Origin of the sequence: Pseudomonas sp. MN1F, from assembly GCF_009391885.1 — a bacterium.
Classification (GTDB): domain Bacteria; phylum Pseudomonadota; class Gammaproteobacteria; order Pseudomonadales; family Pseudomonadaceae; genus Aquipseudomonas.
Map to the genome: position 1 here is coordinate 1 of NZ_VZII01000039.1, position 23,745 is coordinate 23,745.

Annotated in this window: 22 protein-coding genes; 11 read left to right on the forward strand and 11 right to left on the reverse strand. The window is 64.0% G+C overall.

Translation table 11 applies throughout. The features are described 5' to 3' along the window. Positions 1-375 precede the first annotated feature (375 nt). Positions 376-2,268: a penicillin-binding protein 2 gene (gene mrdA, locus F6X59_RS19465; RefSeq protein WP_152957657.1), complete on the forward strand. Its 1,893-nt coding sequence runs from the start codon at positions 376-378 to the stop codon at positions 2,266-2,268. A 47-nt stretch (positions 2,269-2,315) separates the two neighbouring features. On the opposite strand, the gene F6X59_RS19470 is transcribed toward mrdA, so the two are convergent. After that, the gene (locus F6X59_RS19470) at positions 2,316-3,218 is read right to left on the reverse strand and encodes a LysR family transcriptional regulator (RefSeq protein ID WP_152957658.1); all 903 of its coding nucleotides are present in this window, start codon (positions 3,216-3,218) and stop codon (positions 2,316-2,318) included. Between the two features lie 124 nt (positions 3,219-3,342). Between F6X59_RS19470 and F6X59_RS19475 the strand changes: the two genes are divergently transcribed. Further along, positions 3,343-4,407, forward strand: a complete 1,065-nt coding sequence (locus tag F6X59_RS19475) for an AbrB family transcriptional regulator (protein ID WP_152957659.1) — start codon at positions 3,343-3,345, stop codon at positions 4,405-4,407. Positions 4,408-4,489: 82 nt separating this feature from the next. Here the strand turns inward: F6X59_RS19475 and F6X59_RS19480 are convergent, their stop codons facing one another. Next, positions 4,490-4,969 carry a VOC family protein gene (locus tag F6X59_RS19480; protein ID WP_152957660.1) on the reverse strand — a complete coding sequence of 160 codons (480 nt, stop codon included), beginning with the start codon at positions 4,967-4,969 and terminating at the stop codon, positions 4,490-4,492. A 190-nt stretch (positions 4,970-5,159) separates the two neighbouring features. Here F6X59_RS19480 and F6X59_RS19485 point away from each other — a divergent pair, with 190 nt between their 5' ends. Continuing rightward, a complete protein-coding gene (locus F6X59_RS19485) occupies positions 5,160-6,497 on the forward strand; it encodes a hypothetical protein (protein WP_256669373.1) in 1,338 nt (445 codons plus the stop codon). Positions 6,498-6,571: 74 nt separating this feature from the next. Here the strand turns inward: F6X59_RS19485 and F6X59_RS19490 are convergent, their stop codons facing one another. Continuing rightward, complete coding sequence (locus F6X59_RS19490) at positions 6,572-7,915, reverse strand: OprD family porin (protein WP_152957661.1); 1,344 nt, start codon at positions 7,913-7,915, stop codon at positions 6,572-6,574. 283 nt (positions 7,916-8,198) lie between these two features. Between F6X59_RS19490 and F6X59_RS19495 the strand changes: the two genes are divergently transcribed. After that, positions 8,199-8,849: a TIGR04211 family SH3 domain-containing protein gene (locus F6X59_RS19495; RefSeq protein WP_152957662.1), complete on the forward strand. Its 651-nt coding sequence runs from the start codon at positions 8,199-8,201 to the stop codon at positions 8,847-8,849. A 45-nt stretch (positions 8,850-8,894) separates the two neighbouring features. On the opposite strand, the gene F6X59_RS19500 is transcribed toward F6X59_RS19495, so the two are convergent. Next, positions 8,895-9,158, reverse strand: coding sequence for a hypothetical protein (locus F6X59_RS19500; RefSeq protein ID WP_152957663.1), 264 nt, complete (start codon positions 9,156-9,158; stop codon positions 8,895-8,897). Positions 9,159-9,317: 159 nt separating this feature from the next. After that, positions 9,318-10,199 (reverse strand): LysR family transcriptional regulator, encoded by an 882-nt coding sequence (locus F6X59_RS19505; RefSeq protein WP_152957664.1) that lies wholly within the window; start codon positions 10,197-10,199, stop codon positions 9,318-9,320. A 115-nt stretch (positions 10,200-10,314) separates the two neighbouring features. Here F6X59_RS19505 and argC point away from each other — a divergent pair, with 115 nt between their 5' ends. Together argC and F6X59_RS19515 are read left to right on the forward strand one after the other, a co-directional pair. Further along, complete coding sequence (gene argC / locus F6X59_RS19510; RefSeq protein WP_152957665.1) at positions 10,315-11,250, forward strand: N-acetyl-gamma-glutamyl-phosphate reductase; 936 nt, start codon at positions 10,315-10,317, stop codon at positions 11,248-11,250. A 73-nt stretch (positions 11,251-11,323) separates the two neighbouring features. Next, positions 11,324-12,010, forward strand: a complete 687-nt coding sequence (locus tag F6X59_RS19515) for a GNAT family N-acetyltransferase (protein WP_152957666.1) — start codon at positions 11,324-11,326, stop codon at positions 12,008-12,010. A 33-nt stretch (positions 12,011-12,043) separates the two neighbouring features. Here the strand turns inward: F6X59_RS19515 and F6X59_RS19520 are convergent, their stop codons facing one another. The 5 genes from F6X59_RS19520 to F6X59_RS19540 are packed head-to-tail and all read right to left on the reverse strand — an operon-like array spanning position 12,044 to position 16,482. Further along, positions 12,044-12,799 (reverse strand): ABC transporter permease, encoded by a 756-nt coding sequence (locus tag F6X59_RS19520; RefSeq protein WP_152957667.1) that lies wholly within the window; start codon positions 12,797-12,799, stop codon positions 12,044-12,046. Further along, positions 12,799-14,004, reverse strand: coding sequence for an ABC transporter substrate-binding protein (locus F6X59_RS19525; RefSeq protein WP_152957668.1), 1,206 nt, complete (start codon positions 14,002-14,004; stop codon positions 12,799-12,801). The genes F6X59_RS19520 and F6X59_RS19525 overlap by 1 nt, the downstream gene beginning before the upstream one ends. After that, complete coding sequence (locus F6X59_RS19530; protein ID WP_152957669.1) at positions 13,991-14,812, reverse strand: ABC transporter ATP-binding protein; 822 nt, start codon at positions 14,810-14,812, stop codon at positions 13,991-13,993. Before F6X59_RS19530 ends, F6X59_RS19525 begins: the two co-directional genes overlap by 14 nt. After that, on the reverse strand, positions 14,809-15,873 hold the full coding sequence (locus tag F6X59_RS19535) for an acyl-CoA dehydrogenase family protein (protein ID WP_152957670.1): 1,065 nt from the start codon (positions 15,871-15,873) through the stop codon (positions 14,809-14,811). The genes F6X59_RS19530 and F6X59_RS19535 overlap by 4 nt, the downstream gene beginning before the upstream one ends. 48 nt (positions 15,874-15,921) lie before the next feature. Further along, a complete protein-coding gene (locus F6X59_RS19540) occupies positions 15,922-16,482 on the reverse strand; it encodes a carboxymuconolactone decarboxylase family protein (RefSeq protein WP_152957671.1) in 561 nt (186 codons plus the stop codon). Between the two features lie 103 nt (positions 16,483-16,585). On the opposite strand from F6X59_RS19540, the gene F6X59_RS19545 reads away from it, so the two are divergent. Continuing rightward, positions 16,586-17,494: an AraC family transcriptional regulator gene (locus F6X59_RS19545; RefSeq protein WP_152957672.1), complete on the forward strand. Its 909-nt coding sequence runs from the start codon at positions 16,586-16,588 to the stop codon at positions 17,492-17,494. Positions 17,495-17,771: 277 nt separating this feature from the next. Further along, the gene (locus F6X59_RS19550; protein ID WP_152957673.1) at positions 17,772-19,397 is read left to right on the forward strand and encodes a methyl-accepting chemotaxis protein; all 1,626 of its coding nucleotides are present in this window, start codon (positions 17,772-17,774) and stop codon (positions 19,395-19,397) included. A 150-nt stretch (positions 19,398-19,547) separates the two neighbouring features. Here the strand turns inward: F6X59_RS19550 and F6X59_RS19555 are convergent, their stop codons facing one another. Further along, positions 19,548-20,954, reverse strand: coding sequence for a cytosine permease (locus F6X59_RS19555; RefSeq protein ID WP_152957674.1), 1,407 nt, complete (start codon positions 20,952-20,954; stop codon positions 19,548-19,550). A 316-nt stretch (positions 20,955-21,270) separates the two neighbouring features. Here F6X59_RS19555 and F6X59_RS19560 point away from each other — a divergent pair, with 316 nt between their 5' ends. From F6X59_RS19560 to F6X59_RS19570, 3 genes are all read left to right on the forward strand, one after another. Beyond that, entirely contained in the window at positions 21,271-21,756 is a 486-nt protein-coding gene (locus tag F6X59_RS19560) for a flavin reductase family protein (RefSeq protein ID WP_152957675.1), read from the forward strand. 75 nt (positions 21,757-21,831) lie between these two features. Further along, positions 21,832-22,872, forward strand: a complete 1,041-nt coding sequence (locus F6X59_RS19565) for an LLM class flavin-dependent oxidoreductase (RefSeq protein ID WP_152957676.1) — start codon at positions 21,832-21,834, stop codon at positions 22,870-22,872. A gap of 238 nt (positions 22,873-23,110) precedes the next feature. Then, positions 23,111-23,707: an amino acid synthesis family protein gene (locus F6X59_RS19570; RefSeq protein WP_003256068.1), complete on the forward strand. Its 597-nt coding sequence runs from the start codon at positions 23,111-23,113 to the stop codon at positions 23,705-23,707. Positions 23,708-23,745 lie beyond the last annotated feature (38 nt).

The following is a 23,745-nucleotide window of genomic DNA, read 5'->3' on the forward strand; positions in this document are numbered from 1 at the left end:
TGACGGGCATCCATGCCCGTCACCTCCCTCCGCAAGACCTGCGTTCGGCCTCCTGAAGTCGCAATCTGCGTCGCCTGAACTACCGCGCGCTTAGAAGCAAAAGCAAAAGCAAGAGCAAGAGCAAGAGCAAGAGCAAGATCAAGAGATGTCGTTCAGCTGCTTCAGCCCTGATTCTGAAAGCGCATGAACAAATCTTCATGTTGACCGTTAACGCCCTAATGGTGGGGGGGATGCGCGATCCGGGGCAGTGAGCGGAGCGCGCTTGCCTTGAGGCCCAGGGCCGGGTTGCGTAGCATCGCCGGCCCCGGGGCCGCTGGGCGGCCCAACCGCGGGCGAAGCCCTCGCCTGCCGAATCCGCTACTGTACAGAGCCCCCATGCCGCAACCGATCCCCCTCAAGGACCACGAAAAGGAAAAACACCTGGTCAACCGCCGGCTCCTGGCCTGCGCCGCCCTGGTGTTCAGCCTGTGCGCCGTCCTCGTGGGCCGGCTCTATGTGCTGCAGGTGCTGCAGCACGACCAGCAAAGCGCGGTTTCGGAAAACAACCGCGTACACATCCTGCCCATCGCCCCCGAACGCGGGCTGATCTACGACCGCAACGGCGTGGTGCTGGCCGACAACAAACCCAGCTTCGACCTGACCATGACCCGCGAGCGCGCCGGTGACTCAGCCAAAGTGCTCGACAGCCTGGCGCAAATTCTTGGCCTGGGCGAAGACGACCGCAAGCAATTCGACAAGGACCTGCGCCGCGGCCGCAAGCCGTTCGAGCCGGTCACCCTGATGGTCGGCCTGACCGAAGAACAGATCGCCCTCATCGCAGTCAACCAGTTCCGCCTGCCCGGCCTGGACGTGGAACCGCAGTTCATCCGCGAATACCCACTGGCCGAACACTTCGCCCATTCGGTCGGCTACGTCGGGCGCATCAACGAAAAAGAAGCCAAGACCCTCGACAGCACCGAGTACCGCGGTACCCAGTCCATCGGCAAGACCGGCATCGAGCACTTCTATGAAGCCCAGCTGCACGGCCATGTAGGCTACGAAGAAGTGGAAACCAATGCCCAGGGCCGGGTGATGCGCGTGCTCAACCACAAGGACCCGATCCCCGGCAAGGACATCATCCTCAGCATCGACTCGCACCTGCAGGTGGCCGCCGAAAAGGCCCTGGGCGACCGCCGTGGCTCGGTGGTGGTGCTCGACCCGGCCAACGGCGACGTGCTGGCGATGGTCAGCAACCCGAGCTTCGACCCCAACCTGTTCGTCAAGGGCATCAGCTTCAAGCAATACGCCGCACTGCGCGACTCGATCGACCGGCCGCTGTTCAACCGCGTGCTGCGCGGCCTGTATGCGCCCGGCTCGACGGTCAAGCCGGAAGTGGCCATCGCCGGCCTCGACAGCGGCGTGATCACCCCCGGCAGCCGGGTGTTCGACCCGGGCTACTACGAGCTGCCCAACTACGACCACAAGTACCGCAACTGGAACCACAGCGGCGATGGCTGGGTGGACATGTACACCGCCATCATGCGGTCCAACGACACCTACTTCTACGACCTGGCGCACAAGCTCGGCATCGACCGCCTGCACGACTACATGGCCGAGTTCGGCCTGGGCCAAAAGGTCTCGCTGGACATGTTCGAGGAAGCGCCCGGGCTCATGCCTTCCCAGGCGTGGAAGCGCGCCACCCGGCGCCAGGCCTGGTTCCCGGGCGAGACGCTGATCCTCGGCATCGGCCAGGGTTACATGCAGGTCACCCCGCTGCAGCTGGCCCAGGCCACCAGCCTGCTGGCCAGCAAGGGCGTGTGGCACCGCCCGCACCTGGCCATGACCGTGGGTGGCGAAACGCCGGTCGACCCCAACCCGATGCCCGACATCGTGCTGCACGACAAGCACGCCTGGGACCAGGTCAACGTCGGCATGCAGATGGTCATGCACGACCCGCGCGGCATCGCCCGCGCCGCCGCGGCCGGTGCCCAGTACCGCATTGCCGGCAAGAGCGGCACGGCGCAGGTGGTGGCGATCAAGCAGGGTGAGCGCTACAACCGCAACAAGACCCTCGAACGCCACCGCGACAACGCTCTGTTCGTCGGTTTCGCCCCGGCCGACCACCCGAGCATGGTGGTGGCGGTGATGATCGAGAACGGCGAGGCCGGCGGCCGCGTTGCCGGGCCGGTGGTGCGCGAAGTCATGGATGCCTACCTGCTCGATGAACAGGGCCACCTGAAGCCTCAATATGCCGGCACTCCGGCGGCCAAGGCCGTGCCGCACAGCTGAACCACTGCTGCGCTGACCGCCCAGCAGGCCGTGAGTGAGCCTTTGCTTTACTCACGTTCGAAGAAGCTGCTGCCCTTTTCCTTGAGCAACGTCACCAAAGCCTCTGCCGCCGGCGACAGGTAGCCGTCCGTGCGCACCGACACTGCCACGGTGCGGCGCATGGTGGTCTGCTTGAGCGGCACTTCGCGCAGCCAGGACATGCCCAAGCCATGTTCGAGGGTTTCCCGGGCGGCGAAGCTGAGCAACTGGGTACGCGCAATCAGGCGTGGCAGCAGCGAGATGGCGTTGGTCTCGATCTGCACCTGCGGCGCTGGCAACTGGTGGGCGATGAACACGTTGTCGATCCAGCGGCGGGCGGTCACCGTCGGCCCCGCCAGCACCCAGCGGTACTGGCAGAGGCGTTGCAGGGTGATGGGGCCGGCGAAGATCGGGTGCTCGGCGCTGGCCACCACGATCGCTTCGTCTTCGAGGATGGGATAGGTGGTGAACTCGGGGTCCATGGCGATCTGCGGCGAAATGATCACATCCAGGCGCCCGGCACGCAGGGACTCCTTGAGCACATCGTCCTGGCCGATGGACAGCTTCAAGGTCACTTCCGGTGCCCGTTCCAGCAGCGCTGCGGTCAGGTGCGGCAGCAGGTGATCGGCCATGCTCGCCGCGCAGCCCAGGCGGATGTTGCCGACCAGACCGCTGGCGAAGTCGCGCACCTCGCGCTCGGTTTCGGCGATGTTCAGCTGCAGTTGCCTGCCCCGCGCCAGCAGCAGCTTGCCGACATCGGTGAGCTTGATGCGCCGGCCATCACGCTGGAACAAGCGGGTGCCCAGCGACTCTTCCAGGCGCTGGATGCTCTTGCTCAGTGCTGGCTGGCTGCGGTTGAGCTTCTCCGCCGCCCGGCCCAGGTGGCCCAGCTCGGCGATGGTTTCGAAATAGGTGAGGTCACGCAGGTCCATGATTCATGAATTTCAGTTATGGATTCATCGAAAGTAGAAAATAGACTTGATCGATTGCGCCGTCGATAATTTTCTCCGCTGGCGCTGCCAGCCCCGCGTTATCGCTGCGCAAGGAGTATCCACGTTGCAGACCGCCCTACCCGCCTCTTCCAGACCGCTGTTCCAATGGCTCGCCCTGCTGATCTGCGCCGCTGCCTTTGGCCAGTTGCTGCATGCCCTGGCTGTGCCAGCCGGGTTGTTCCTCGGCCCCATGCTGGTGGCCATCGCCTTCGGCGTCGCAGGCGCCCAACTGCACCTGCACCGCCAGGTGTTTCGCTTCGGCCAAGGCTGCGTCGGCCTGCTGGTCGCCCACTCGGTGAGCTGGGCGGTGCTGGTATCGATGGCCCAGTCCTGGCATCTGATGCTGGTCGCCACCTTCATCACGGTGGTGCTCAGCGCCTTGGTCGGCCTCGGCACCGTACGCTTCGGAGGCATCCCTGGCAGCACCGCCGCCTGGGGTACGGCACCGGGGGCGGCTTCAGCGATGGTGCTGATGGCCGAGGAAAATGGCGCCGACGGCCGCGTGGTGGCGACCATGCAATATGTGCGGGTGGTGTGCGTGGTGATGATCGGCTCGCTGGTCAGCCACCTGCTCGGCGCCACGCCGGGCGCTGGCGCAGTGGCCAATGCGCCAGCGGTTGTGGAAAGCCCGCATTTGCTCGACAGCCTGTTCAGCCTTGGTGTGGTGCTGGTAGGTATCACCCTCGGTAACCGCCTGCCTGCCGGCGCCTTGCTGACTCCGCTGCTGCTCGGCGGCGCCCTGCAACTGAGCGGGCTGCTGACCATCCGCCTGCCTGAACCCTTGCTGGCCGTTGCCTATGGTGCCATCGGCTGCTACATCGGCCTGCGCTTCGACCGGCAGACCGTGCGCTATGTGTGGAAGCGCCTGCCGACCATGATTGCCGGGGCGGTGGCGTTGATCGTGCTGTGCGCCGCGTGTGCCTACGTGCTGGCCCTGGCGATGGGCACCGACTTCCTGTCGATGTACCTGGCGACCAGCCCAGGTGGGCTGGATGCCATGGCGATCATTGCGGTGGAAACCCATGCCGATGTCGGCCTGGTGCTGGCGATGCAGACGCTACGGTTGTTCGGGGTGATCCTGACTGGGGCCTTCTGTGCGCGGCAGATCATTCGCCTGACCCGGGGGTAGTGGGTAGCGGTGCAGTCTGGAGAGTGGTGGCGCCTGGGTGATCAGTGCTACACCATGGTCGCCTGCCGGCATCTGGCCGGGCCTACCCTCTCAATGCAGCCTCGATCTTCGCCACGTCGATCTTGCCCATGGTCATCATGGCTTCAAACGCTCGCTTGGCGGCGGCCTTGTCGGGGTTGGCGATGGCTTCGATGAGGACGCGCGGGGTGATCTGCCAGGAGATGCCCCACTTGTCCTTGCACCAGCCGCAGACGCTCTCGCTGCCGCCGTTGCTGACGATGGCATGCCAGAGCCGGTCGGTCTCGGCCTGGTCCTCGGTGCTGACCTGGAACGAAAACGCCTCGCTGTGCTTGAACGTGGTGCCGCCATTGAGCCCCACGCAAGGGATGCCCATGACGGTGAACTCGACCGTGATCACGTCCCCGGCCTTGCCCGAGGGGTAGTCGCCAGGGGCCGGGTGCACCGCCACCACCTGGCTGTCGGGGAAGGTCCGGGCATAGAAGTTGGCCGCTGCTTCGGCATCTTTGTCGAACCACAGGCAGATCGTGTTCTTGGCAGTCATGGCAAGGCTCCATGGAGAACAGAAAGCCTTGAGTCTAGCTCTTCAGCTCAGGCTGACGATGACCACAGCCAAGCTAACGCTCAGAAGCGCCCTACTAACCACAGAGAAATATCCTACAACCCACCGATTCCCAGGCATTGCATCATTCCTGACGAACCTCACAAGCGACTTTTCGCAGGGAGATACAGGTTTGTCGGATTTCAAATCAAAGTTGCAGCACCTCAGCGCCGAACAGATCGAGGCGTTATACAGCGACTACATCGGCGGTGAAAAAATTGCCCTGCTGCTCGAACGCTACGCCATCGACCTCGCCCCCAGCAGCCTGATCAAGGCCTTCCCCCCGGTGCCTTGCGCCGAGCTCGAGTGCCCTTACTGCGAAGTCAGCCTGTACGAGCGGCGCAAAAGCCGCTCGGCCAACAGCTGGAACGACAACCTTGCCTATTGCCCGAACTGCGCCCACCGTCATTACTTCCCGGGGCGCAACCAATGGCATCGCAATTGTGCCTGCCAGCCTTGCCTGGCGGCGCGTGAACGGGCGAGGCAGGCCAAGGCCATCGAGCAACGCAAGCGCATCAAGGAGCACTGGTCATTGGCCAAGCGCCTGCCGGTGCCGTTGCGCACGCTGTCGATCACCCGCCAGTTGCAGTTGCTGGCGGTGCTAGAAGTACGCATGGATACGCAAAGGGATTGCATCCTGGCTGCGGAAAAAACCAGCGGGGATGCGCGTGTCAGCCCATCCCCGGGCATGGATTCAACCATCCTGCTGGCACTGCACGAGGACCAGATCCTGCTGGTCGACCCCGATTCGCCGCTGGAGGCCTTCAGCGACGACCCGACACCGAAGGCCTGGCAGAACAAGGTGCGCTGGATCGCCAATGTCAGCCTGGATGACCCCCAGCGGGCCGGCGTTGGCCCCCTGTATCGCGCGTTGCACAAGGCTCTGTCCGCTGGCCCGCAGCCGCAATGGCATGACCAACTCGTCGCCGCCATCAAGCTGCTTTGCACCGAAGAAGTCTGCGCCTACATCGCCAGCCGGAGCGCGGAACACGGCCTGCCCTTCGAGGCCAGGAACAAAGCCGCCGAGGCCGCCGCGCAGCTGCTCGACACGCACCCCGTACGGCACATCTGGTCACTGGCCAATACTGCCGTGCGTGGGGCGCTGTCATTCGTCGCTCGCGCCCATGTCAACAAACTCCATGCCGCCAACACCATTCCCGGGAGCATGCTGTCGCTGAGCGAACGCGCCATCCGCGAGGACTGGCAGTTCACTGTATCGAGCTACGACAACCACGCCCCGCGTTCAGGCTTCAGCCAGGCGCTGTTCGACGTGCTGTTGCAACAGCATGATCATGGCCTGAGCCGCAAGGTCAGCGACTACATCGCAGAGCTGCCGGGGAGCGCGGACAGCAAGGGCTGCACGCTGTTCTGCGCTATGTGCGGGTCGAGCCTGGTACATGTGAAGGCGGGGCCTTGGGAAACCATCGTCAATTGCAAGGACTGCCTCGCCAGGACCCTCATATCGACCTGAAAAAAAGCGCCCCACACGGGGCGCCAAACCATCCACCTCTTACCAAAGGAGCTTGAACGCTTCCAAAGGTGAATTCACAGCACTGACAGCGGGTATTCAACGATCAGCCGCACTTCGTCCAGGTCCGACTCGAACGCCGTGGCCCGCGTTGTAGCCTGGCGCACGCGCAATGACAGGTCCTTGGCCGCGCCGCTCTGCACCACGTACTTGACCTCGATATCCCGCTCCCAGCGCTTTTGGTCGGTCAACGGGTTGCCATCCGCGTCGCGGCGCATGTAAAAGGCGTTGGCGTTGGAATAGTCGGCATCGGTACCTTTTGCGTAACGGGTCATGAACGACAGCCCCGGCACCCCGTAGGTCGCCATGTCCAGGTCATAGCGCAGCATCCACGAGCGCTCCTTGGGCGAGTTGAAGTCGCTGTACTGGATGGAGTTGTCGAGGTAGATCGAGTCGGACTGGCGCAGGTAGTCGAAATCGTCATCGCCATTATTGCGCTGGTGGCTCAGCGCCACGGTATGCGCACCGAAGCGCACCCCGACTTTGGCGCTCCAGATATCGTTGTCGAATTCGCCCAGGCGCTGCTGGCCTTCATCGACGGCCTTGTAATAGTTGAAGCCGCCGATCAGGGCGAGGTTTTCAGCAAGCGGCCAGCTGGCACTGGTACCGGCGTAGTACTGGTTCCACACATCCTTGAGCCGGCTGCTGAACAGGCTGACGCTGATGTGTTCGTTGAGGTTGTAATCGCCACCGCCATAGGCGATCCAGGGCGAATCCACCGGGCCACCGTAAAAGGTCACGAAATTCTCGCGCATGTCGCTGGAGACCGGCTGGCTCATCGCATGCAGGCGGCCGCCCTGCAGGGTCAGGTCCTTGAGGCTGGTGTTCTCCACGGTCACGCCGCGAAAGCTCTCCGGCAACAGGCGCGAATCGCCCGCGGCCACCACCGGGTTGGCCGGGAATACATCACCCACCTTGAGCACGGTATCGAACAGTCGCACCTTGGCGGCACCGCCCAGCTTGGTGTATTCGTCACGCGCCTGGCCGTCGTGGTCCACCGGCAGCACATCGAACGAACTGCGCCCGCCGTTGCGCCCACCACCGGTGTCCAGTTTGAGGCCGAGCATGGCGAAGGCATCCAGGCCGAAACCCACCGTGCCCTGGGTGAAGCCGGATTGGTAGCGGGTGATGATGGCGTGCGCCCAGGCTTCGGAGTAACCATTGCTCGCTGGCTTGGTCGCGCTCTGCACCGGGGCTGGCCCGTCGCGGTTGTCGCGGTTGAAGTAGAAGTTGCGGTTGAGCACATTGAGCTTGCTGCCCTCGATGAAACCTTCGGGTTCAGCTTCGGCTGCATTTGCCAGTGCACTGACGCCAGACAGCGTCAGGCATGCAGCCAGGGACAGGGGGGCGGTTCGGGACATCCGAGGCTCCTTGGGTGACGGATTTTTGTTGTGTCGGCGCAGGCAGAGAGTGGGGCCTGGCGGATAACGTCAAGGTGATCGGAGCATTACAATCGTGTCATGCGCAGGCAGTGCCTCTAGCCCGGCATTTGCAACATTCTGTAGGCAATTCCTACGCTCAGCAGTGAACCTGCTTACAAAAATGCGGTCTGTCCCTGACGGTCAATTCACCGACCGGTTCGCCGGCCCCGTCGCTGATCGACAGTTTCCGGGCCTATTTTTCCTGTTGCAGCGAAGACCCAACATGCCTGAATCCCGCCCAGCCTCCCTTGCCCTCCCTGCCCTGCGCGGCAGCCTGCTCGCCGCCCTGGTGGCTCTTGCCGTTCCCGCGCATGCCGAAGAGCCGGCCAGCGATGCGCGCTGGGTCAGCGACAGCTTGAGCACTTACGTGCGCAGTGGCCCGACCGATGGCCACCGCATCGTCGGCACGCTCAAGTCCGGGCAGAAACTCACCCTGGTCGGCAGCCAGGGCAACTACAGCCAGGTGCGTGGGCAGAATGGCGACCTGGTGTGGATCCTCACCAACGACCTGCAATCGGTGCCGGGCCAGAACGAGCGCCTGCCGCAACTTGACGCACAGGTGGCGGAACTGTCCGGGCAGCTCAAGACCATCGATGACAGCTGGAAGAACCGCGTGCAGGGCATGCAGGAAACGCTCGACTCGCGCAAGAAGCTCATCGATGAGCTGGAAGCACGCAACCAGGCGCTCAACGAACAGCTTGAGCAGAGCCAGTCGAGCCTGCGCGACACCCAGGCGCGCCTGGGCGACGAGAACAAGCAGGTGATGATGCGTTACATGGTGTATGGCGGCAGCATCGCTGGCGCTGGCCTGCTGGTGGGGCTGATCCTGCCGGCGCTGACCCGTGGGCGGAAAAAGAACGACCGCTGGTTCTGATGACGGCCATGCCGGCCCCGCGCAGAGGCCGGCATGAAAAAGGCGCTATCGGCTGCGCGCCTTGTTATAGATAGATTTGGCCTGGTCAGCGGCAGACTGACACTTGGCCATATCCCCCGCATCCCGAGCCTTCTTGGCTTCTTCCCATTTCACTTTGAAATCATGAGCCATACCACCGTGCATGGCCTGGCCACTGGCTTTGTGGTCGTCTTCCAGTTCCTTGATCTTCGCATCGCAGTTGGTTTTGGGGTCAGCATGTGCGGCAAAACTCAGCACTGAAGCAATTACCAGCAATAGGATGGATTTCATGGAGCGTTCTCCTGGGAAATCGGAAGGATCATCGAGAGACAATTGGCTCGACGCAGGGGGAAGCATAGTCGCCGATGGGGTTGCAGGGGGCTTGCCGTGACAGATTCAGCGCTCGATCTCACACGCGCCAAAAACCCCACTGCGAACAACCTGCCCGCCCTACTGCCGCAACCGCTCCAACGCATCCAGCACAAACCCCGTAGCCCGCTCTACCTCCCCCTCGCGGCAGGCAATCCCCAGCTGCCGCCACAACCCCGGCCGCAGCGGCCGACGGGTAATCCGCCGGTCCAGCTCGGCGGCCTCGCCTTCCTGCGGCAGCAAGGTCGCGCCATAGCCGGCCCCTACCAGGCTCTTGATCGCATCGTTGTAGTTCAGCTCGATCCGCGGCTCTGGATACAAACCCGCCGCCGCGAACCACTCACCTGTCACCCGCGACAACTGGGTACTGTTGTCATTGAGGATCAACGCACGCTGCGCCAGCCAGGCGGGGGTGACCTTGGCCGGCGGCTGCCAGTCGGCCGGCACATACGCCAGGATCGGGTCGCGCCGCCAGGGCGTGAGCCTGACGCCTTTGCCAGCCACCTGCGGCAGCGCCACCAGGCCGATATCCAGGCTGCCTTCGCGCAAGCGCGCCAGCGAAGCCTGGGAAGTCAGCACCTGAACCTGCACGTCGATACCGGGGTGCGCCTCCCGCAGATGTTCGAGGGCCTTGGGCAGCAGGTGAGCAATGGCACCCGTGGAGGCCCCCAGGCGCACCCGCCCGGTCAGGCCCTCGACCTGGCGGCGCACTTCGTCCAGTGCCAGGTCGGCATCGGCCAGCAACCGGCGGGCCCTGCCCAGCAGGGTCTCGCCGATGGCCGTCGGGCGCACCTGGTTGCGGTTGCGGGTCAGCAGCCGCGCGCCAACCCGCGCCTCCAGCTCGGCCACGTGCAGGCTGATGGTGGGCGGCGCCAGGTTGAGCTGGCGGGCGGCTTCGGCAAAGGAGCCCAGGTCGGCGATCACCACCAGGGTGCGCAGGCGGTCGAGGCTGATTTCGCGCATGGGCAGCGATCCTTTATTCATGAAAACTGAACGTCAGCATCATGATATGCAAATTTTCTTTCGCAGCGCCACAGGCGAGCATAGGCCATCCCCTCCCCTGACCGGCCCCCCGACCATGCACACACCTGTTGTCTTCATCGACGGCGACCAAGGCACCACCGGCCTGCAGATCCACGCCCGCCTGCAAGGCCGCACCGACCTGCGCCTGCTGACCCTGCCGGAAGGCGAGCGCAAGGACCCACAACGCCGCAGCGATGCCATCAACAGCGCCGACATCGCCTTGCTGTGCCTGCCCGACGACGCCGCCCGCGAGGCCGTGGCAGCCATCGAGAACCCGGCCGTACGGGTGATCGACGCCAGCTCCGCCCACCGCACCACGCCAGGCTGGGTCTACGGCTTGCCAGAACTGGACGGGCCACAGGCAGAACGTATCGCCCAGGCCAAGCGGGTCAGCAACCCCGGCTGCTACCCCACCGGCGCCATCGCGCTGCTGCGCCCGCTGGTCAAGGCTGGCCTGCTGCCGGCCGACTACCCGCTGAGCATCCATGCCATCTCCGGTTATTCCGGAGGCGGTCGCGCGGCCGTCGAGCGGCACGAGACACCGGGCGCCGAACAGGCCCCGACCTTGCAGTTGTATGGCCTGGAGCTGGCGCACAAGCATGTGCCGGAGATCCAGCTACACGCCGGCTTGTCGGCACGGCCGATGTTCCTGCCGGGTTACGCGGCCTATCGCCAGGGCATCGTCCTGAGCATCCCGCTGCAACTGCGCCTGCTGCCCGGCCAACCTCGCGCCGAGCAGTTGCAGGCCTGCCTGGAACAGCACTACCAGGGTGCCCGCCATGTGCAGGTGATGCCCCTGCACCAGCAAGGCCCGGCCACTGCGCTCGACCCTGAAGCGCTGAATGACAGCAACGACCTGCGCCTGGCGCTGTATGCCAACCCCGAGCACGGCCAGGTGCTGCTGACGGTAGTGTTCGACAACCTCGGCAAGGGTGCCTCGGGCGCAGCCGTGCAGAACCTCGACCTGATGCTCGCCGCGATGCGCGGTTAAAAAGGGTTTAGACTGTGCACCCCGCGCCAACCCGGCGCGGGGTGAGCCAACCGCAGCCGGAGCCCGTCCACCGATGTTCATCCTGAGCCGCCTTGAAAGCGTGCCACCCGAATCCTTCCAGAACCAGATCCGCGAGTTGGTGATCCACAACGTCGGCGCTCTGAGCAGTGTCGCCATTCGTGCCGAAAACCCGCTGTATCCGCTGTACCAGTACGGTGTCGGCATGGAGGTGCACCAGTACCTGCAAGCCATGGACGGCACCCGCGGCCTGGCCGTGGAACTGACCCTGGCCCTGGATGCCGAGGCCCCGGACCAGTTGCTCGGTTTCGCCCTGACCTTGCCGGCCCAGGACAACCCCCAGGCCTGCGCCCTGGCGTTTCTGGCCGTGGCGCCCAGCCACCGCCGCCAAGGCATTGCCCGTGCCCTGCTGGGTGACGCGCAGGCGCGCTATGCCAGCGTCGAGCTGAATGCCTTTGCCAGCCAGGTGCCATGGTTCGAGAACATGGGCATGCAGGTGGTTGCCGCCAGCGGGCCGCAGGTGCTCATGAGCAGCACCGGCCAGGCCAGTGGTGCGTTGATCGGGCGGCTGGACATTGCGCCGATCTACCAGGCTGCCGAGGTGCTGCAGATTCACACCTACCTGCTCAACCAGCAGGGTGAGGAAGCCATGCTCGATGCCGAGCAGCAGCGCGATGAGTGGCTGGATGAGTTGACCGCCCAGGCCAAGGCCTGTGTGCGGGAGCGTAAGTCGGTGCATTGAAGTGCCGGGGCTGCAAGGCGGCCCCAGCATGCTTCAGGCATGCACCCAGCGCCGATGCAGCCCACGGGCCAGGGCATCGAGCATGAACCCCAGCACGCCGATCAGCAGCACCATCGCCATCAGTTCCGAGTAAGCCAGGCGGTCGCGGGTATCGAGAATGAAATACCCCAGCCCCGCACTCACCCCAAGCATCTCGCATGGCACCAGCACGATCCACAGGATGCCGATGGCCAGGCGCACCCCGGTCAGCACATGGCCGATCACCCCAGGGATGATCACCTTGCACAGGGTTTCCCAGCGCGTGGCACTCAGGCTGCGGCTCAGCTGCAGCCAACGCGGGTCGAGCTGGCGTACGCCCGCGGCGGTGTTTAGCAGAATTGGCCACAGTGCGGCGAAGGCCAGCAGAAAGTAGATTGGCTGGTCGCCCACGCCCATCAGCATCACCACCACCGGCATCCACGACAACGGCGAGATCATCCGCAGGAACTGGAACGCCGGCGTGGTCGCCGCCTCCAGATGCCGGTAGCTACCCACCAGCAGCCCCAGCGGCACACCGACCAGCAGCGCCAGCAACAAGCCGACCAGAATGCGCTTGAGGCTGACCCAGACGTGCCCATAGACCTCGCCCTGGCCAAGCAACTCGACCAGGCTGGCCAGGGTCGCCTGGGGCGAGAAGCGCGCCGACAGGCCATCGGCCTCGCCGAACCACCGCACACCTGCCCACCACAGCACCAGCAACCCCAGCAGGCCAGCCAAACCCAGGCCGGCATGTACGACGTGCTTGCGCATCAGACTGCGAACTCCTCGCTACGCTGGAAGTTCTCGGCAATGCCGAATACCGAGGGGCCACCGACGGCGGCGATGGCGTTGCGCACGAAGCGGTCATCGACCAGGTCGCGAGCCGTCTGCGCCGGGTCCAGCCTGGCGAGAAAGCCGCTTTCGCCCTCGATCAGGGTGTGCTTCAGGCGCTTGACCAGTTCCTCGGTGTAGCTGGGGTATGGGTATGGCTGGAAGTCGATGCGCTTCTCGTCCCACTGCTGATGCTGGATCGCGCCACTGGCAATGTAGCTGGCGCGGTCTTCGGCGGCCGGCGCCAGCACCTTGGTCAGCACCGCTGGCTCATGCGGGGTGTACTTGTTGGGGCCCGCCTTGGACAGCAGCGCCGCCGCTTCGGCGCGGTGGTCGCGGGTCCATTGCTGGGCCTTGACGATGGCGTTGACCACCTTCTGCGACCACTCCGGGCGGTTGTTCAGGTCGTGTTCATGCATGAACACCACGCAGCAGGCGTGGTTGCGCCAGACATCGCCAGTAAAGCGCTGCACGCGGCCGACCTTGAGGTTCTCGGCCAGGGCATTGAACGGTTCGGCGACGATGTAGCCGGCGATGCGCTTGCTGGCCAGGGCTGGCGGCATGTCCGATGGCGGCAGCACCAGCAGGTTGACTTCGTTGGCCGCGAGCTGGGCATTGGCAGGTTTCGACACCGGGGTCAGGCCGTTGTCGTTGAGCATCTGCTGCAGCACCACGTTGTGGATCGAGTACCAGAACGGGATAGCCACGGTCTTGCCGCCCAGCTGCTTCATGTCGCTGATGTCCGGTGCCACGGTCAGGCCTGAACCGCCAACATGGTTCCAGGCCACCACCTTGGCCGGCACTTTGCTGCCATAGCGCGCCCACACGGTCATCGGCGACAGCAGGTGAATGACGTTGACCTGGCCGGAGATGAACGCCTCGATCACCTGCGCCCAGCTGCGCAACAGCACCGGGCGCTCGGCCTTGATGCCTTCGGCCTCGAACAGGCCGTTGTTGTGCGCCACCAGCAGCGGCGTGGCGTCGGTGATCGGCAGGTAGCCGATGCGCACCGGCGCGTCAGGTTCGGCAGCGGCGCGGGCCTGCAGGCTGGAAAGCAGCGGTACGGCACCGGCGGCGGTGAGCATGGCGCTGAGCTTGAGGAAATCACGACGCGAAGTGGAGGAACAGCAGTCATCCATGCACATGTGCAGGCTCCGAAGGCAACGAGGTAGGGGAAGGTTCAGCTGTGCGGCTTGCCCGCCGAAGGGTCTTGAGAATCTCGATTCGCAGCGCACCCAGCTCTTCGACCCGCTGCGAGCGCGGTTGCGGCAGGTCGATGTGCCATTGGCCAAGGATGTGCGCCGGGTGGTTGCCCAGTAGCAGCACCCGGTCGGACAACAACAGGGCTTCGTCGATATCGTGGGTAATCAGCACCGCCGCCGTGTTGTGGGTAGCGATCAGTTGCAGCAGCAATTGCTGCATGTCGGCACGGGTCACTTCGTCGAGCGCGCCGAACGGCTCGTCGAGCAGCAGGACTTCGGGCTGGCGCGCCAGGCAACGGGCCAGCGCGGTGCGCTGGGCCATGCCGCCAGACAACTGCGCCGGATACTGGTTGCGCGCATGGGCCAGGCCCACCGCGCTGATGGCATGGTCGATGCGCGCACGGCGCTCGGCTGCAGCCAGCTTGGGCTGGCGGGCGAAGTCCAGGCCGAAGGCGACGTTCTTTTCCAGGCTCAGCCAGGGCAGCAGGCTTGGGTCCTGGAAGGCCACCGCCAGGCGCGGGTGCGGCCCTTGCAGCGGCTCGCCATGCAGGGTCACGCGGCCGCCGCGCGGCTGCTGCAAGCCAGCCAGCACCCGCAGCAGGCTGGACTTGCCGACGCCACTGGGACCGAGGATGGTCACCACCTCACCTGGCGCCAGTTGCAGGTCGAAGCGTGCCAGGACCTCCTGCCAACCGCCCTCGCGCGGGTAGCCCAGGCTGATCTCGCGGGCTTCGAGCAACGCTTGGCTCATGCGCTGGCGGCCTGGCGATGCAGCTCGGCGCGCAGTTGCACCAGGCTTGGAGTGACGATCGGCACAAACGCCGACTCACGCCAGCGGCGGGCGAAGCCGGCACCGAACTCATCCAGGTAGGCCTTGCCGCCGCTGGCCTGCAACTCCAGCTGCACGGCATCGGCAGCACTTTCGGCAAGGGTGATGCGCAGCTTGAACAGCGCCGCCGGCTGGGCCTGGAAGCGCCCGTCGAGCAGGCCTTGCTTGAGCTCGGCCACGGTGTTTTCCAGGCGTTCCTTGAGCACCTGACGGTGTTCTTCGAGGAACGACAGGCGCCCGTGCAAGTGCTCGTGTACTTCCTGCAGCGACCGCCGCGCCAGGCCAATGGCCATACCGCACTGCAAGGCGAGAAACGCCGGGCGCACCTTGGGCAGGAACTCGCGGGCATTTTCGTGCAGCAGCCAGTCGCGGCTCAGCTCGACCTGGTGGAACGCCAGCGCTGCCGTGTTGCTCGACTGCAGGCCCATCAGCTCCAGGTCGTCAGAGCGCTCCAGGCCCTGGCTGTCGGAGGGAATGGCCATCACGAAAGGCGAGCCACCGGCGTCGTCCTCGATGGCTGCCGCCACGACAAAGCCGCTCTTGCGCAGGTTGGTCACCCAGTGCAGACGGCCTTCCAGTGCCCAGCCCGCTGCCTCGGCGCGGCCACGCACTTGCAATGCCTCGATCCCGGAAAGGAACTTCATGGCGTTGGACAACCCGGTGGCGCCGGCCAGTTCGCCGGTCAGCAGGCTGGGCAGCAAGCGCTCGCGCAAGGCCTGGTTAGGGCTTTGCAGCAGGTATTCGATGAACGCGCGCTGGCCCCAACAAACGAAGGCTGCGGCCAGTGAGCGACTGGCGATGGCGGCGATGGCTTCGACCGCGTGGGTAACTGCGCCGCCGCTGCCACCCAGTGCCGGGGGGACGCCAACACGCAGCAGTTGCGATTCGGCGATGTGCCCCAGCACCTGTTGCGGGTCGCATTGGCCCTGGTCGATTGCCTCGGCGTTGGCATCCAGCCATTGACGAAATGCAGCATCAAGCATGTCCCTACTCCTTTTGAAATCGCAGGCGCCACCAGCGCCAGGCGTCAATTACGCAGTTGGCAGCCAGCGGTACTTGCTCAGCTCGTCGTTGAGCGGCGTCTGGGCGAACACATTAGCAAAGTTGCACAGGGTTGCGAGACTCACGCCGAGAATCACTTCCAGGGCGTTGCCCTCGGTGAAACCGGCTGCGCGGAACGCCTGGTAGGTGGCGTCGCTGACATTGCCGCGGGTTGCAATAACTTCACGGGCGAATTCGGCCAGGGTCTCGTAGCGCGCATCTGGCAGTTCGCCACGAGCCCGCAGGGCGTCGACCACCTCGGCGGGCAGCTTGGCCTTGTTCAGGGCCACGGCGGTATGGCCGGCAACGCAGAAGTCGCAACCGTGTTGGGTCGCGGCAATCAATTGCACCACTTCACGCTCGGCCAGGGTCAGCTCGGATTTGCCGTTCAGGGCCGAGACAGTGACGTAGGTTTCCAGCGCCGCCGGGGCATTGGCCAGCACGCCGAGCAGGTTGGGAATGAAGCCGGAGTTCTTCTGGGCATTTTCGAGGAATGGGCGGGCCGCTTCCGGGGCACTCTGCAGAGTGTGTAGAGTAATGCGCGAGGTCATGGAGTGGTCTCCTGTCGATGTGTGTGCCTACAGTCTGTTGGTTATAAGAAATACCCTCCATATTCATCAGTCGCCTTTCCTTGCTCCTGAGTCTTTGCATTAGATGATTTCATCCAGCCATCTTGTCGATTGGTTATTAGAAGGCCTCGAACTCGACGCCAGCCTGTTCCATGTCGGCCGCTATTGCGGCGGCTGGCATGCCAGCACCCAGGGCATGGGCCGCGCCAGCTTTCACCTGGTGGTGCAAGGGCATTGCTGGTTGCACCTCGATGGCCACGCCGAGGCCGTGCGCCTGGCGGCCGGCGATGCCGTGTTCCTGCTGCGCGACCTGAGCTATCGGCTATCCAGCGACCAGGACCCGATCACCGCCTGCGACCAGCCACGCCAGCAGATGCAGGCGCTGGATGCGACGGCGAGCGATGGGGTGGGCCTGGTCTGCGGGTTTTTCGACTTCCGCGCCGGGTTGTCGTCATTGATCGTCGAGGGGCTGGCCGACTGGATCGTGCTGCGCGCCGATGAGCCGGCCGGCCATGCGGCGCGGGCGTTGTTCGGGCTGATTCTGGAGGAGTGCCAGCGCTCGCCCTCGCAAACCATGCTGGAGCGCCTGACCCAACTGCTGTTTCTGTATGTGCTGCGCCAGCAGGTGCACGGGGGGCAATCGCTGGGCGGACTGGTCGCCCTCGCCCGCCAGCCGGCGTTTGCCGGGTTGCTGGAGCAGTTGATCGAGCAGCCTGGGCAGGCCTGGACGCTGGAGAGCATGGCGGCCTGCACCGGGTTGTCGCGCTCGGCGTTCTTCAAGCGCTTCAATGAGCTGGCCGGGCAGTCGCCGGGGCAAGTGCTGTTGGCGCTGCGCATGCGCCACGCGTGCCGGTTGCTGAAGGCGGGCAATACCGTGGAACAGGTGGCGGTGCAGGTGGGGTACCAGTCGGTAGCGGCCTTTACCCGGGCGTTTGCCAAGGCCATGGGGGTGCAGCCCGGGGCCTATCGGCGGCAACAGGCTGGAACATTCTGACCTGGTAGCGCAGGGGCCCCGCCGCTGCTGGTGATCCTTTGACTGCAAAGTCCTGACAGATCCGTCAAAGAATGACGGATATTTCAGAAGATGTTGTTACATTGAATGGCTGGTCAATATTGATGGCCATATGGCATCATCGAAATCAAAAAAGCATACATGAGGGTGAGGCACACACTTAAATCCGCAGCGCATCGAGAGCCTGGCGCCATTCCCTGGTGGCCCGGCCACCCGCCCATGCTCTTGACGCCTGCACGCCAACGTCAAGGAGCATTCCATGCAGTTACGGAATATGAAGATCGGCACCCGCGCGACCAGCGTTTTCGCCCTGTTGGGCGCATTGGTCCTGGCCATGGGCCTTATCGCAATCTATGAAACCCGGCAGATGGACGCGGCCACGGACGAAATCCGTGTCACCTGGATGCCCGCCGTGGTTGCTCTCGGTGAAATCAGCACCAACCTCGGCCGCGCCCGCGCCGTCACCCTGCGCGCTGCGCTGGATGACAACACCGGCGAGCGTGCGCGCAACATCGACATGCTCAAGGGCATCAACGAGCAGCTCGGCAGTGGCCTGAAGGATTACGAGGACACCATCATCGCTGCGGATGACCGCGCCCTGTTCAACGCCTTCAAAGCTGCCCACCAGCAATACCTCGAACTGCAGTCACGCGTAGTGCAGGATATCGCTGCCGGTCGCATGGACCAGGCCAAGCAGCAGATTAGCGGCCCGCTCACCCAGTACGCCGACACCATGATGAAAGCCATGACCGCACTGATTGCCTACAACGGCAAAGGCGCCGAGGATGCCTCGCAGCGCAGCAGCGATGTGGCCGATGAAGCCTTCACCGCCATCATCGCCTCGCTGGTGATCATCATGCTCGCCCTGGCCGCCATCGCCACCGTGCTCACCCGCAGTATCGTGATGCCGCTGGCCGATGCAGTTGCTGTGGCCGAGCGTGTAGCTACCGGCGACCTGACCCAGGACATCCGTGTCGTCGGCCGTGATGAACCGGCCCTGTTGCTGCGCGCCTTGAGCCGCATGCAGGACAGCCTGCGCGACACTTTGCGCAAGATCGCCGCTTCCTCCGACCAGTTGGCCTCGGCCTCGGAGGAGCTGCACACCGTGACCGAAGACACCAGCCGCGGCCTGCACCAGCAGAGCGCGGAAATCGACCAGGCCGCAACCGCCGTCAACCAGATGACCGCCGCAGTGGAAGAAGTGGCGAACAACGCGGTGAGCACGGCCGATGCCTCCCAAGGCGCCGACCGCACTACCCGCGATGGTCGTGACCAGGTCAACCAGGCCCTGGCCTCGCTCCAGCATCTGGTCAATGACGTGACAGGCACTTCCACCGAGATCGAGCAGCTGGCCAGCAACGCCAACGAGATCAGCCGCGTGCTGGACGTGATTGGCGCGATTGCCGGGCAGACCAACCTGCTGGCGCTCAACGCTGCCATCGAAGCCGCACGCGCAGGTGAAGCAGGCCGCGGCTTTGCCGTGGTGGCCGATGAAGTGCGCGCCCTCGCCCACCGGACCCAGCAGTCGACGGCAGAGATCGAGCAGATGATCGCCGGCATCCAGAACGGTACCGAGCGGGCAGTGTCGGCGATGCACAGCAGCCGCGGCCGGGCGAACGGCACGCTGGAAGTGGCGCAAGGTGCTGGCCAGGCGCTGGAAGTGATTGCCGAGGCGATCGCCTCGATCAACCAGCGCAACCTGGTGATCGCCAGTGCTTCCGAGGAGCAGGCACAGGTGGCGCGGGAGGTGGACCGCAACCTGGTGAACATTCGCGATCTGGCGATGCAGACGTCGGCGGGGGCGAACCAGACCAGTGCGGCGGCGCAGGACCTGTCGCGCCTTGCCGTGGACCTGAATGGCATGGTGGCGCAGTTCAAGGTCTGATCCAAAACAGCTGGGGCCGCTTTGCGGCCCATCGCAGGCAAGCCAGCTCCCACAGGTACGGCGCAAGCCTAGGGCTATGTGTAATCCTGTGGGAGCTGGCTTGCCTGCGATGGGCTGCAAAGCAGCCCCTGTCACAGCAACAACTATCTATCAGTCGTTGACGCTTACAACCCGCCCCGCCTGCTCGGCAGCCTTGCCGCGCGTCGCCAGGCAGTAATACAGCGGCACCGTCACCAGCAAACCGAACAGCCACGACAGGTCAGCCCCTTCGACGATGTTCGAGTACGGCCCCACATACAGCGATGTGTTGGCAAACGGCAGCTGCACCAGGATGCCGCAGGCATAGGCAATGATCGCGTGGTGATTGAAGCGGCCATAGATGCCGCCATCAGCGCGGAAGATCGACGCGATGTCGTACTGGCCCTTCTTGATCAGGTAGAAGTCGATCAGGTTGATCGAAGCCCACGGCACCAGCACCAGCAGCAGCGCCAGGATCAGGCCGATGAACTGGCCGATGAAGCCCGCCGACGCATTCAGCGCGACCATCCCGCAGCCTACCAGGATCACCGTAGCCAGGATCACCCGCACCTTGATGCTTGGCGTCCACTCGGCAATGAAGGTCTGGATTGCGGTGACGATCGACAGCACTGCGCCATACAGGTTGAGGGCGTTGTGGCTGATGATGTTGAGCAGGAACAGCACCATCAGGATCGGGCCCAGCCAGCCGGTGGCCTGCTTGACCGCATCCATCGCATCGGTGCCTTCCGGCACGCACAGCACCGCAATCGCACCAAAGCTGAAGCACAGGATGGTGCCCAGGGTGGCGCCGAAGTAGGTCGCCCAGAACGGCTTGGCGATGCCCACTTCACGCGGCAGGTAGCGCGAGTAGTCGGAGGTGTACGGCGAGAAGCTGATCTGCCAGATGATGCCCAGCGACACGGTGGCAATGAAACCCGACAGGTTGAACGCGCCACGGCTGAAGAAGTCGGCCGGCAGCTCCTGGACGAACATCATGATGAAACCGGCCAGCAGTGCCGAACCCATCACCCAGGTGCCGATGCGGTTGAGGATGTGGATGAAGCGGTAGCCGATCACACCGATAGCCGTCGCACTCAGGGCGCCGATCACGATCGCGCCTGGCATCGGCATGCTGGGGGCAATGCCGTGGATGGTCTTGCCCGCCAGGACGATGTTGGAAATGAAGAAGCCGACATAGATCAGCGCGGTGAAGAACACGATCAGCAGCGCGCCATACCGGCCGAACTGGCCACGGCTCTGGACCATCTGCGGAATGCCCAGCTGCGGTCCCTGCGCAGAGGCCAGGGCAATGAACACGCCCCCGATGAGATGCCCCAGCACGATTGCGATCAGCCCCCACAACAGGTTCAGGTGGAACACCTGGACCACCATGGCGCCGGTGACGATAGGCAGTGGCGCGATGTTGGTACTGAACCAGAGGGTGAACAGGTCACGCGCCTTCCCATGGCGCTCGGCAGGTGGAACGTAATCGACCGTGTGATTCTCGACAAACTGGTGTTGCGACGACGGTTGGGACATAGGATTCAGCTCGAAAGGTCGTTTTTATCGTTGTAAGGAAACCGCATCTAGGCGGCCTCTCAGCTGCGGACCATATTATGGTATTCCAAGCTTTTGACAACACTGATCCGTAGGAAAAAACGCCCGCTGATCTCCTCGCATAACCCCTGCGACAAACCGCCTCACGGCTCAAGCCCACGGTTTACGTGGCCTTGAGCCGTTCATCGTGAAAAACCAGGGCTGAAAATTCCGCTTGCAAAATAGGTATTACGGTATACCATCAGACACATCAACGATAAAAACCGCGGACCACCGCAGCCCTTTAGAGGTACACCAGATGATCGACGCAAGCATCTACAAGAACGTCCTGGGCTCCTTCCCGTCCGGCGTGACCGTTATCACCACCCTGGACGACGACGGCTCGGTCGTCGGCCTGACCGCCAGCGCCTTCTCCTCCCTGTCGATGGACCCGCCGCTGGTGCTGTTCTGCCCCAACTATACCTCCGACTCCTACCCGGTCCTGATCAAGAACAAGCGCTTCGCCATTCACCTGCTCTCCGGTGAACAACAGGCCGAAGCCTATGCGTTCGCCAAGAAGGGCAAGGACAAGGCCGCCGGCATCGAATGGACCCTGAGCGCACTGGGCAACCCGATCCTGGCCGGCGCCACCGCCGTCATCGAATGCGAACTGTGGCGCGAATATGAAGGTGGCGACCACGCCATCATGGTCGGCAAGGTACACAACCTGATCGTCCCTGAAGAAGCCCCACGACCAATGGTCTACTGCCGCGGCAAGATGGCCAGCCTGCCGGCGTTTGCCTGAAGCCTATTCTGAATCGAGACACCTGGCACCGCCCCTGCCCGGCGCCAGAAACTTTCAAGCGTTGAGGAAAGCCCCATGAAATTTTCGTTGTTCGTGCACATGGAACGTTGGGATGAACAGGTCAGCCACCGCCAGCTGTTCGAAGACCTGACCGAACTGACCCTGATGGCCGAGCACGGCGGTTTCAGCACCGTGTGGATCGGCGAACACCACGCCATGGAATACACCATCTCGCCTAGCCCGATGCCGCTGCTGGCCTACCTGGCTGCACGCACCGAGAAGATCCGCTTGGGTGCCGGCACCATCATCGCGCCGTTCTGGAACCCGATCCGGGTTGCCGGCGAATGCGCCCTGCTCGACGTGATCAGCAACGGCCGCATGGAAGTGGGCCTGGCCCGTGGCGCCTACCAGTTCGAGTTCGACCGCATGGCAGGCGGCATGCCGGCCACCGACGGCGGCAAGGCCCTGCGCGAAATGGTGCCGGTGGTGCGCAAACTGTGGGAAGGCGACTACGCCCATGATGGCGAAGTCTACAAGTTCCCCACCTCCACCAGCGTGCCGAAGCCGTTCAACGCCACCCCGCCGATGTGGATCGCCGCCCGCGACCCGGACTCGCACAACTTCGCCGTGGCCAATGGCTGCAACGTCATGGTCACCCCATTGATGAAGGGCGACGAGGAAGTGCTGGACCTGAAGAACAAGTTCCAGGCCGCCCTCGACAACAACCCTGAAGTGCCGCGCCCACAACTGATGGTGCTGCGCCACACCCACGTGCACAGCCCGTCCGAGCCTGATGGCTGGAAAATCGGCGCCCAGGCCATCTCGCGCTTCTACCGCACCTTCGATGCCTGGTTCGGCAACAAGACCACCCCGGTCAACGGCTTCCTCGAGCCGAGCCCGGAGTCGAAGTTCGCCGAAGTGCCGGCGTTCCAGCTGGAGAACATCCGCAAGAACACCATGATCGGCACCCCGGAAGAGATCATCGCCCGCATCAAGTACTACCAGGAGCTCGGTGTCGACGAGTTCAGCTTCTGGTGCGACAACAGCCTGCCCCACGCCGAGAAGAAGAAGTCGCTCGAGCTGTTCATCAAGGAAGTGGTGCCGGCGTTCGCCTGAATTCCCATTGCCTGAGTCATTGCGGGACACGCCCGCTCTCGTGGGCCCCTGTGGCCCGCGTGAGCGGGCTTTTTTTTAAGTGGGTGACCGCCTGGGCCAGTACAGACACCGCAAAAATCAAGGCATCAGGCCACCTTTCGTCCCCTAGCAAGAGAAATTTCCTGCCACCTCTTGCACAACAAATATTATGGTATACCATCAGACAACAAGAGCTGATAACCCTCACCAGGAGCCACCCATGAGTTTCGAAATCCGCAAGATCGTCACCTACTCCGAAGAGACCCGCATCGAAGGCGGCAAGGCCACCGACAAGCCGGTGACCATGGTCGGCCTGGCCGTTGTGATCAAGAACCCATGGGCCGGTCGCGGTTTCGTTGAAGATCTGAAGCCGGAAATCCGCGCCAACTGCTCGGAGCTGGGGGCCCTGATGGTCGAGCGCCTGACCGCTGCCATCGGCGGTGCCGACAAGATCGAAGCCTACGGTAAAGCTGCCGTGGTCGGCGCCGACGGCGAGATCGAACACGCCTCGGCGGTGATCCACACCCTGCGCTTCGGCAACCACTACCGCGAAGCGGTACAGGCCAAGAGCTACCTGAGCTTCACCAACAAGCGCGGCGGCCCAGGCACCTCGATCCAGATCCCGATGATGCAGAAGGACGACGAAGGCCTGCGCTCGCACTACATCACCCTGGAAATGCAGATCGAAGACGCCCCGCGCGCCGATGAAATCGTCGTGGTCCTGGGCGCTGCCGACGGCGGCCGCCTGCACCCGCGCATCGGCAACCGCTACATCGACCTGGAAGAACTGGCTGCCGAAAAAGCCAACGCTCAATAACAACAACCAAGACGGGCCGGGGCGTGGCGTGCTTACCC